Source organism: Cryobacterium sp. Sr8, assembly GCF_004403225.1.
Classification (GTDB): Bacteria; Actinomycetota; Actinomycetes; order Actinomycetales; family Microbacteriaceae; genus Cryobacterium; species Cryobacterium psychrotolerans.
Map to the genome: position 1 here is coordinate 1 of NZ_SOHO01000056.1, position 9,833 is coordinate 9,833.

Below are 9,833 nucleotides of genomic sequence, written 5' to 3' on the forward strand. Positions count from 1 at the left end.
TTGCGGTGAATCTGCTCGGCAAGCAATTGGTTGCGGGCCGCGGCGATGATCGCTTCGTGGAAGGCGTCGTTGTGCTCCACCAAATGCCCACGACTTGAGCTTTGAATCGTCGCCCGAACCGCGCACCATTGCACATTCGAGCGAGGCGGAGGTAGCTGGGAAGTCCTGCCGCCACAGATCCGTGTGCAATTCCTGGTACGCGGTATCGCTGACTCACCGTGGAATTCTTCTAGGACTCCCTGGAGAGCTCTTCCAGCCGATGCATCAGGTCTGCGGTCGACGTGTACAGGTCGCGGTAGATGGCGTAGAGATCGTCGTAGCGGCCCGCATGCTCCGCCCTCGGCTCGACTACGTGCGAAATCGGATTCCACCTTTCGATCATGACCGACGTCGACGCGGAAGCCGCAAGGAACGCGGCGCCGAAGCTCGCGCCAATCGTCACGGAAGGAATTTCCTGGGCAATCCCGGTGATGTCACTCACGATTTGGGTCCACAGGCCGCCCTGAGTCCCGCCGCCCACCGCCACGGCGCGATCGATGCGGCCGCCTGCCATGCGCAGCGCCTCTATGTTGTGCCGTACGCCGAAGGCGGTCGCTTCGAGGGTCGCCCGATACAGGTCTCCTCTGGTGTGCTCCAGCGTGAGTCCAGCGATGATTCCCCGGGCGCGGGGGTCGGCAATCGGGGTTCGTTCACCGGCGAAATATGGGAGCATGAGCAACCCGCGGGCTCCGGCTCCCGCTGCGTCGGCTTCGGCGATCAATGTGGCGTAATCCGGCGAACCGACCAGGTCGCGCAACCACTGCGTGATCGCGCCCGACGTCGCCATCCCGCCGGCGAGGTTGCGCGTGCCGGGCAGCGCGCCGACTGTGCCCCACAGGGTGGCGGAACTGATCTGTTCCTCGACCGTATTGATCAGGAACATCGTGGTGCCGTACATCAGCATCAAGTCGCCCGGGTGCTGGGCTCCGACGCTGATCGCCTCAGACCAGGCATCAATGGTTCCTGCAATGACCGGCACCCCCTCGGGAATCGTCGTCACGGCGGAAGCCGCCGCTGATACGCGACCGACTACCTCCCCGGGCCAGACGAGTCGAGGAAGTTCGAGCCCGGGCGCTACGAGTCCAGCCCACGGTTCATACCAATCCTGGGCGACAGTGTCATACATCGGGGTGCACTGGCTCGCGGACTGGTGGTCCAGTATGTACGCGCCGGTGAGGTGGAAGGCCAACCAGGAACTCGGCATGAACAGCAGCCTGGCCCGGTCGGTGACCGCCGGCTCATTCTCGGCGAGCCAAGCCAGTTTCGGGCCGACGGATTGCGTCGACAAGGCTGAACCGCAGCGATCCACGATGGCTGCCTGACCGAGTTGCATGGTGAGGCGCTCGATCTGCGCGACGGCCCGGGTGTCGACGCCGTAGAGGATTGCCGGGCGCACAGCATGTCCGTCGGCGTCGGCCAATGCAACGCACGGGCCCATCCCACTGACCCCGACACCGACGAGGGTGACGGGATGCCTTGCCAGCAGTTCCCGGGACAAGTCGGCGAATTCGCGCCACCAGAGATCGGCATCCATCTCCACCCGGCCAGGTCCCGGGCGGTCGACCTCATGCCCGCGGACAGCGACGCCGATAATGCTCCCGTCTAGTGAGACCAGGATTCCCTTGCTGCTCGACGTTCCGATATCGACGCCGAGAACGGCCGGCATCATGCGGAGGCGCTGAGATTGACGTCGCCGCAGAAGTGGACCTGCACACCCAGTGCGTCGAAGACCGCTGCCTTGGCAATCAGCGCCCGGTCCGCGGTTGCGGCATCGGGCGCGTAGGCGACCTGGGCGTGGTTGGCCTTGTGGCGCGCCATGAACTGGTTGCGGGAGATGCCGTGCAGGACGACGTGCATGATGGGCCATTCAGGGTTCGTCGCCTGCCAGCGGCGTTCGGTCTCCTCCGTGGGGAGCGCGATTGACGACGCCCGGCCCATATCGACGTGCAGCCCGTCGGGGGCGACGTAGACGCGCGACCAGACGATCTCGCCGGGCTTCGACACGCCCTTGATGGTTCCGCCGCCAGCCGGAAAATAGACGGGGGACTGGCGCCAGCTGGTGGCGCCCGCGTAGCCACCCTCGAAATGGGAGGGAGGGACAGATCCCGAGATCTCGTACACCCACACGAATTCATCGTCGTAGTCTTCGCCCCAGCGCACGTCGTGCAGGGTTGTGGCCGGGTCAAGGTCCATTGCCGTCCACACCCGGTTGGTGATGAGCGCGTCGACCGCGACGCCTTCGTCGGCCTCATTGAAATGAGGAAGGGCTTCGCCGTCCCAGAGGATCCGGGAGCCATCCCGGCTGAGCACCGGCGGGCGATCCACATTGTTGAGCAGGCCCTCGGCGAGGTCGGAGGCGGGGGTGAGGTCTTTGAGGCCCTGTTGGTACTGGATACCAACGGCATCCAGCCCGAAATCGTCGCTGATGCGCAGGGCGGCGATATACATCTTGAACTGTTCGTGCAGTTGGGCGTCGGTGAGTTCGGTGGCATCGTCAGTGCCGGTTTTGAAGGTCATGCCCTTGGCGTCAAGCCACTCCCGAACCGCCCGTGCTTCCTCATCCGGAACCGTGAGCATCTCGGCGTAGAGAGCGCTCTGGGAGAGGCGCTCCTTGTAGATTCCGAGTTTGTTGAGTAGCTCGTCATCGATGATCGCGTTGTACATTCCCATGCAGCCCTCATCGAAAACACCAATGATGGCCTTGTCAGTCAGAAGCTGGTGCGCGATCGCTCCGCCGAGATCCCTCTCGGCACCGCCGGGAAGCTCGACGAGATCCTTGACGTGCGAGGCGTCATGGTCAATGCGGCCGGTCTCAATCCAGGACTTGATGCCCTCGACAAACCAATCGTCAGTGAAGTCTTCACTCCAGATCGTCGAGTAGGGCCTCCCCATCTTGGTCAGTCCCGCATTGAGTCCGAGCAGGCCGACAAGACCTGGCCAGTCGCCGGCGAAGTTAGCCAGGGTGAGAATGTCGCCACCATGGGTCCGAAGCCCGGCGAGAATATGGTGGCTGTATTGCCAGACCGCCTCGGCCACAATGAGCGGCGCATCAGTGGGAATGTTCTTGAAAACCTCCAGGCCCATGCGCTGACTGGAGATGAAACCGTGTCCGGTCTTCGGATCCACCGGGTTGGCGCGCACGACAGTCCAGCCGAATCCCGTGAAAACGGCCGTCACTGCCTCCTCGAGGGCCGCCTGAGTCGGCCAGCCGGCGATGTTCGCCGAGTGGCGCAGGTCCCCGCTGGAGATGAGATAGGCGGTTTTGGCCTCGACTCGTCCGCGCGTGGTCGTGGTCGGCAGATGGTACTGGGTCATGGGGGACTCCTTCGTCGTCGCTCTACAAACAATTTCAGAAATCGATTACTCGGTCAAGTCTTGGCGCAAGAACGTTCGGTAATCGTTTCCCGATATGATGGAAATCATCCAGCAGCGGACGACCGTGCCCGCGCGGACAGGGAGGTCAAATGCTCATCGGAGTGGATCCACTTCTGCGGGGTAGCCTCCTGGCCCGATTGGACGAGATGGGCCACGGCGACATGCTCGTCATTGCGGATGCCAATTTCCCGGCTCGCCGGCTCGGGCCCCCCGTCATCGACCTGCCAGGGGCAACCGCGATCGAGGCCGTCAGGGCTATCGCTACGGTATTTCCCATCGATCCCGACGAGCCGATCAGCCTGATGTCGGCCCCGGCCGGCCCCCCGGACATTCACGCCGAGCTCGTCCGGGCCACCGGAAGAACGGGTGCTGTTCGTGCAGAGGCGATCACCCGCTTCGAGTTCTACGAGCGCGCGCGGGAATCCGTTCTCATTGTCGCGACTGGCGAACTGCGGCCGTATGGCAATGTGATTCTGCGAAAGGGCGTGGTGACTGATGGCGAAAATCAGTGATGTGGCGCGCGAGGCAGGCGTTTCAGTCGCTACGGTTTCCCGAGCGCTCAACGACCATCCGAATGTGAACCCGGAGTACGCGGACAGGGTCCGAGCCGCCGCCGCGAAGCTGGGGTATCGTCCGAACGGTATCGCCAGAAGCTTGCGCCGTCAGTCCAGCGACGTGATTGCGCTGATCATCAGCGACGTGAGCAACCCGTTCTTCACCGCGATCACTCGGGGCGTTGAAGACGTGGCTCAACGCTCCGGTTACTCTGTGCTTCTCTGCAACGCTGATGAGGACTCGGCCAAGGAGGCAACCTACCTACGCGTTGCCGAGCAGGAACAGGTCGCCGGCGTCATCCTGTCCCCGCACATGGCGGGCAGTGATGTGTCGCGCCTGCGCGGAGCCAACATCCCTCTGGTTGTTATCGACCGTCCCTTGAACGAGCCGGTCGACTCCGTCATGGTGCACTCCAGGGAGGGAGCTGAGTCCGCGACCAACCACCTCCTCGACGCCGGGTGGACGCGGCCGGCATGTATCACCGGACCCGAGGAAGCTGCGACGGCGCAGGAACGGTTGCAGGGCTACCTTGAGGCGGTGCGACAGCACGGCAACCTCGATGAGCTCTTCGTGCACGCACCGTTTAGGCAGCACGGCGGGGCTCGCGCCGCCAGTGAGCTGTTGGACCTGGAGGTCGCGCCGGACGCCTTTTTTGTCGCGAACGCCCAAATGACGCTGGGCGTCCTCGATGAGCTCAGACGACGCAGACTCCGCATCGGCCGTGACATCGGCATCATCACCTTCGACGACGCGCCGTGGGCCCCGTTCATCAGTCCGCCTATGTCTGTCGTCGCGCAGCCTGCCTACGACATCGGGGCTCAGGCGGCACAACTGCTCATGGAGCGGATTCGCGGTACGGCCCCGGCTGAAAGGCGTCAACTCACGCTCTCCACGACGCTTATCGTCCGGGAGAGTTCGCAACGGTCCTGGGGGATGCGATAGGTACGTCGGGCATGTCGCTTGACACCCACCGGTCCACCTATTAGGCTCCAGAAATCGATTACTTCAGTTCATTGGAGTTTCCTGAGTAATCGATTACCAAGATCCGTCCGCGACGCCCAGCGTCCGACAACTCGATGAGGAGTGGCAAAGAGCCCATGACGTCATACTCGCTCTGGATGCTGGAATACTCTCACTGCCTGGCCCAGCCCCTCGGTTGTGTCTTCTACGGTGAGTGGAACGCGGGCACCCGGCTCTTCGCCTACAGCTATGCCTACGTCGAGGGTGGCGGGCACCGGATTCTGATCGACATCGGGCACGATAACACCTCCGGCAACAAGGAGCTGAACGACTCAAACGACATCGTCGATTACCAGACGCCTGACGCTGTGCTGGCGAAGGTCGGGGTTCGTCCGGAAGACATTGACATCGTGATTCTGACTCACGCCCACTACGACCACGCCGGCGCCACGCGATGGTTTCCCAACGCCACTTTCTATATGCAGCGGCGCGAGTTGGAGACGTCCAGGGAAGCGCTCAACGCCTCGCCCCTGTATGACTCGATCATCGGCGCCCTCGACCCCGCCGACATCGATGTTCTTGAGGAACTGGCCAGGACCGGGAGGCTGAGGCTCCTGGACGGCGCGGTCGATGACTTCTTGCCCGGCCTCTCCATTCGTGCAGCCTGGGACACACACACCCAGGGTGGTCAGTATGTCGTCGTCACCGACCATGAGGGCCGCAACTGGGTCGTCACCGGTGACGCAATGTACAGCTACGAAAATGCCGAGGGCATCAACCAGTCCGGCGAGTACGTCAACATCGGCTTCGGCGGCGGCAGCGGCTGGGCCGGTTTGCGCCTGATTGACGAGATGGTGCGGCTCGCCGGTGATACCAACCGGCTCGTCATCGTGCACGAATCGGAGACGTTCAAGCGCCATCCGTCCCGTCGGTATGACGACAACCTCTCTGTGGCCGAACTCCTCCTTGCCCCAGGCGTCGAGTCCCGTATTCTCCCCCGCTCATAAACCCACGTCTTCTCCGAACTCACCACCGCTCCCCGCACCACCAAAACAACCCGTCACAGGACCTCTAGAAGGAGATCACAATGCGTAAGAACAAAGTCGTTTTTGCCGCGGCCATCGCCGCCGCCCTCATGGTCGGCACGGCTGCCTGCAGCACGCCGGCTGACGAGGCCACCCCTGCAGCATCCGGCGGCGACGTAAACAAGCTGCTCGGCATCGTCACCATTACCGCGAGCGACGCCAACAACGCCCGCGTCATCGCCGGTGCGACGGCTGCAGCCAAGGCCGCAGGATGGAAAGTGGAAGTCGTGGACGCGGCAGGCAACGCCGACACCGCCAACTCGGCCATCACGAACTTCGTCAGCAAAAAAGCTGGAATGATCTTCGACCTCGTCTTCCCGGTCACGTCACTCGGCGCTGGTATGAACGCCGCCAGGTCTGCAGGTATTCCGGTCGCCAGCTGGGGTGGCGGCCTCACCGATGGCGTCGTCATGACCACTGGAGACGGCGCGCCGTTTGCCAAGCCGGCCACCGAGCAGTTGCTGAGCGACATTGACAACGAAGGTGCGGTCCTCGCCCTCACCTACCGCACGGGTGAGGTCTGCCGGGCTCGAGAGACGCTCTTCGATGAGATCGTCAGCAAGCAGCCAAACGTGACCGTTCAGAAAGAGGAAGTGACCATTCCCGGATTCCTTCAGGATGGAGCCCGTTACGCAACCGCCTGGCTGGCCGGTCACCCTGCGGGCGAAGGCAACCTTGCAATCTGGGGATGCTGGGAAGACCCGACGCTCGGTGCAATCTCCGCATTGAAGCAGGCCGGTCGTACCGATGTGCTGACCTACGGCATCAACGGATCGAGCACGGCCATTAAAGCGGTGCAGGATGGAAGCCTGACGGCGACGGTCTACGAGGACGGGGCTGCGGAAGGCAAGGCCATGTTCGATACCACCCTTGAGGCGATCGCGGCCGGCAAAAGCTGGAAGCAGAAGACGATCAATGTTGACGGCATTCTGGTCACGGCCGACACCGTTGACGCGTTCGTGAAGGACCACCCGGAAGCACTCAAGTAGCCCGACGCCTGCTTGGTAGCGTCGCACAAGAAAGAAGGAGTGAAAAGCCGATGGTGCTTGAAGACATCAGGCCACGCGGGCCGCAGGAGCTGCGGCCCCTGGTCAGAATCACCGATGTAAGCAAGTCCTTCGGCGGCGTCGCTGCGCTCAAGGAGGTATCGTTCGACATCCGCGCGGGAGTCGTTCACGGTCTCATTGGAGCCAACGGCGCCGGCAAGTCGACCCTCATCAGGGCGCTGGCCGGAATCGGTCGGCCCGACAGCGGAACGATCGAAGTCGATGGACAGGCGGTGACGATCGCAACCCCTGATGATGCGGCATCGCTGGGTCTGGCTTTCATCCATCAGGAAATGAGTCTGATCCCCGGGTGGGATGTCCTGCGCAATATGGCGCTCGGCATCCCCCCCGCTACGAGGCTCGGCGTGATCGACTGGCGGCCCACCCGGATTCGAGCGAAACAGGTCGCTTCTCGACTGGGCATTCGATTCTCCCTCACCACCAACGTCGACAGCCTCAGTACCGCGGACAAATGGCTGGTGCTCATCGGCAGGGCGCTCATGCGGGACGCACGTCTGATCGCGATGGACGAGCCAACTGCGTCCCTTTCGGTTGAGGAGACGACTAGGCTCCACCAGATTGTGCGGGAATTGGTGTCGACCGGCACCGCCGTCGTGTTCGTTTCCCATCGCCTCGACGAGGTGTCAGATCTGTGTGACGACATCACCGTTTTCAAGGACGGCGCCGTCACCAAGCGGGTGGTCGGAGAACGCACCACCAAAGCCGAACTGATTCGAGCGATCGTCGGCCGCGATCTGGTCATTCTTGAGCGCGGCCACGAGCCGCGAGACCATGGGCGCGCAATTCTTGAAGTTCGCGGAGTCTCTGACGCTGACCTGTTGCGAGACGTCTCGCTGACCGTGCACGCCGGAGAGATTCTGGGGCTGGGAGGCCTGGTCGGGTCCGGGCGCACCGAATTGGCCAAGATGATCTATGGGGCGCTTCCCAAGAGCGCGGGAGAGGTCATGCTCGAAGGCAAGAGAACCGCGTTCCGCCAACCCGCGGACGCGGTCGCAGCGGGCATCGGTCTGGTCCCGGAGGAGAGGCGCTCCGAGGCGCTCTTCCTGGAACGATCGATCGATTTCAACATCAACATCGCCAAACTGGATTCGCTGACGCCCTCCGCTCTCTTTCCGTTCCTCAGCCTCCGGCGCGCCCGTCAGCGGGCGCAAAAGGTCGCCGATCTCGTCACGGTGAAAGCCAGCGACGTCGAAGCGCTCGTCAGCTCTCTCTCCGGAGGCAACCAGCAGAAGGTCGTCATCGCACGGTGGCTGCTCGACAAACCCAGGCTCCTCATTCTCGACGAGCCGTCCCGAGGCGTCGACGTCGGGGCTCGCGCTGAAGTTCACCGGGTCATCCGGGAACTCGCGGACAGCGGGACAGCGATCCTGGCGATATCGAGCGACAACGAAGAGCTTGTGGCGCTGTGCGATCGCGTCGTCGTGCTGGCTGAAGGCAAGATCACCGGCGAACTGACCGGAACCGCAATCACGGAAGACCAAATAATCTCCCTGAGCTTTGCCAGGGATGAAGGAAAGGACTCGGCGGCGTGAGCACCGAAACTATCGCATTGAGGCCTGGGACCGGGCTACCCCGCCAAGGTAAGCCCCACGGAGGTCGCGGACGGCGTCTGGCGCTGACCATCGTCTCCAAATATGGCACCCTCATCGCCATGGCCGTGATGATTCTCATCTTCGGCCTCGGCGTCCCGAACGGCGCTTTCCTGAGCAGCAACAATCTTCTGGCCATCGTCAATCAGTCTGCCCTCACCGCAATCATCGCCAGCGGGTTAACCCTCGTCCTCGTGGTCGGCGAGATGGATCTCAGTATCGGCTACGCGGCGAGCCTGGCCGGGATCCTGGTCACCGGGTTCATGGCCAACCAGGGGCTTCCGTTGCCGATCGCCATTCTGGCCACCCTGTTGATCGGTGCACTCATCGGAACCGTCAACGGGCTGCTCGTCACCAAGGTAGGTGTCAATGCTGTCGTTGCGACACTCGGCGTCGGGACCGTGCTCATCGGCCTTGCCTACGGCTATACCGCCGGCTCGCCGATCATCTCGGTGCCGACGGCCTTTACCAACATCACGCTCGGCCGTTTCCTCACAATCCAGAACCCCATTTGGATAATGATCGCCATTCTGGCCGTGCTGTGGGTCATTCTGAACCGCACGCCGCCCGGCCAGCGCATGCAAGCGGTGGGCGCGAACAAGAACGCCGCCCACCTGGCTGGCCTCCGTACCGACCGCGCCAAGATCACGGCTTTCATTATCGCCGGTGTCTGCGCCGCCACAGCGGGAATACTACTGGCCTCATTGCTGGGGAGCGGAACGGTGAGCGCCGGGGACGGTTACCTGCTGGACTCTTTCGCCGCAGTCTTCCTGGGCGCTGCCACGCTGCGTGACGGTGATTTTCACATCATCGGCACCCTCGTCGGCGTGCTGGTCGTCAACGTCGGATTCAACGGGCTGAGCCTGATGGGCACACCAACCTTTTGGCAGTTCGTCTTCAAGGGTGGAATTCTGGTTCTCGCCGTCGCCCTGTCGACGCTCGCCCGCAGATATTCGAAGGCTTGACCGAGGAGCGCAGTGAAGGCGGTGAAGATAGAGACGTAACCCCGTGCGCGACCGGGCTGGATGTGCGACATCACCCGGGGCGCGGCGCATTCAGCGGATCCGGTTGAGGACTTTTTCCAGGCCATCGAAGACGCGCGCGCGGGCGACTTGCTCGGAGAGTACGGGGTCGCGCGCCAGTAGGGCCCGGACGAGTTCCTC

Annotated in this window: 8 protein-coding genes; 6 read left to right on the plus strand and 2 right to left on the minus strand. The window is 63.0% G+C overall.

Annotated elements, in window-relative coordinates:
* Positions 1–229 precede the first annotated feature (229 nt).
* Positions 230–1,705 carry an FGGY-family carbohydrate kinase gene (locus E3T54_RS11770; RefSeq protein WP_134475843.1) on the minus strand — a complete coding sequence of 492 codons (1,476 nt, stop codon included), beginning with the start codon at positions 1,703–1,705 and terminating at the stop codon, positions 230–232.
* On the minus strand, positions 1,705–3,216 hold the full coding sequence (locus tag E3T54_RS11775; RefSeq protein ID WP_241977192.1) for a fucose isomerase: 1,512 nt from the start codon (positions 3,214–3,216) through the stop codon (positions 1,705–1,707). The genes E3T54_RS11770 and E3T54_RS11775 overlap by 1 nt, the downstream gene beginning before the upstream one ends.
* Positions 3,217–3,503: 287 nt before the next feature.
* Here E3T54_RS11775 and E3T54_RS11780 point away from each other — a divergent pair, with 287 nt between their 5' ends.
* The 6 genes from E3T54_RS11780 to E3T54_RS11805 all read left to right on the plus strand — a co-directional run bounded on the left by E3T54_RS11780 (position 3,504) and on the right by E3T54_RS11805 (position 9,635).
* Positions 3,504–3,926: an RbsD/FucU family protein gene (locus E3T54_RS11780; RefSeq protein WP_134475845.1), complete on the plus strand. Its 423-nt coding sequence runs from the start codon at positions 3,504–3,506 to the stop codon at positions 3,924–3,926.
* Positions 3,910–4,911 carry a LacI family DNA-binding transcriptional regulator gene (locus E3T54_RS11785; RefSeq protein ID WP_134475846.1) on the plus strand — a complete coding sequence of 334 codons (1,002 nt, stop codon included), beginning with the start codon at positions 3,910–3,912 and terminating at the stop codon, positions 4,909–4,911. Before E3T54_RS11780 ends, E3T54_RS11785 begins: the two co-directional genes overlap by 17 nt.
* Before the next feature lie 155 nt (positions 4,912–5,066).
* Entirely contained in the window at positions 5,067–5,936 is an 870-nt protein-coding gene (locus E3T54_RS11790) for an MBL fold metallo-hydrolase (protein ID WP_166804907.1), read from the plus strand.
* Between the two features lie 80 nt (positions 5,937–6,016).
* On the plus strand, positions 6,017–7,003 hold the full coding sequence (locus E3T54_RS11795) for a sugar ABC transporter substrate-binding protein (RefSeq protein ID WP_134475848.1): 987 nt from the start codon (positions 6,017–6,019) through the stop codon (positions 7,001–7,003).
* Positions 7,004–7,053: 50 nt separating this feature from the next.
* On the plus strand, positions 7,054–8,613 hold the full coding sequence (locus tag E3T54_RS11800) for a sugar ABC transporter ATP-binding protein (protein WP_134475849.1): 1,560 nt from the start codon (positions 7,054–7,056) through the stop codon (positions 8,611–8,613).
* Complete coding sequence (locus E3T54_RS11805) at positions 8,610–9,635, plus strand: ABC transporter permease (RefSeq protein WP_198414482.1); 1,026 nt, start codon at positions 8,610–8,612, stop codon at positions 9,633–9,635. Before E3T54_RS11800 ends, E3T54_RS11805 begins: the two co-directional genes overlap by 4 nt.
* Positions 9,636–9,833 lie beyond the last annotated feature (198 nt).